This is a genomic window from Streptomyces composti, assembly GCF_012034205.1.
Lineage (GTDB): Bacteria > Actinomycetota > Actinomycetes > Streptomycetales > Streptomycetaceae > Streptomyces > Streptomyces composti.
Genome location: NZ_JAATEM010000089.1, coordinates 1 through 517, shown reverse-complemented (window position 1 = coordinate 517; position 517 = coordinate 1). Strand labels below are relative to the sequence as shown.

1 protein-coding gene is annotated in these 517 nt (G+C 66.9%); it reads left to right on the top strand.

Annotation, left to right across the window (positions count from 1 at the left end):
- Nucleotides 1-517: alpha-amylase family glycosyl hydrolase (locus HCJ93_RS29060; protein WP_240968009.1), on the top strand; the 517-nt coding region annotated here is incomplete at both ends.

Below are 517 nucleotides of genomic sequence, written 5' to 3'. Positions count from 1 at the left end.
GGCGGACTACACCTCGGTGCTGCCCGAGTTCGGCGACCTGGCCGACTTCGTGGAGTTCGTGGACGCGGCCCACCAGCGGGGCATGCGCGTGATCATCGACTTCGTCATGAACCACACCAGCGACCAGCATCCGTGGTTCCAGGAGTCGCGCAAGGACCCGGACGGGCCCTACGGCGACTTCTACGTGTGGGCCGACGACGACAAGGGCTACCCCGACGCGCGGATCATCTTCGTCGACACCGAGGCCTCGAACTGGACCTACGACCCGGTGCGCAAGCAGTACTACTTCCACCGCTTCTTCTCGCACCAGCCGGACCTCAACTACGAGAACCCGCGCGTGCAGGAGGAGATCCTGGCCGCCCTGCGCTTCTGGCTGGACCTGGGCATCGACGGGTTCCGCCTCGACGCGGTGCCGTACCTCTACGCGGCCGAGGGCACCAACTGCGAGAACCTGCCCGCCACCCACGAGTTCCTCAAGCGCGTCCGGCGCGAGATCGACGCCCAGTACCCGGACACC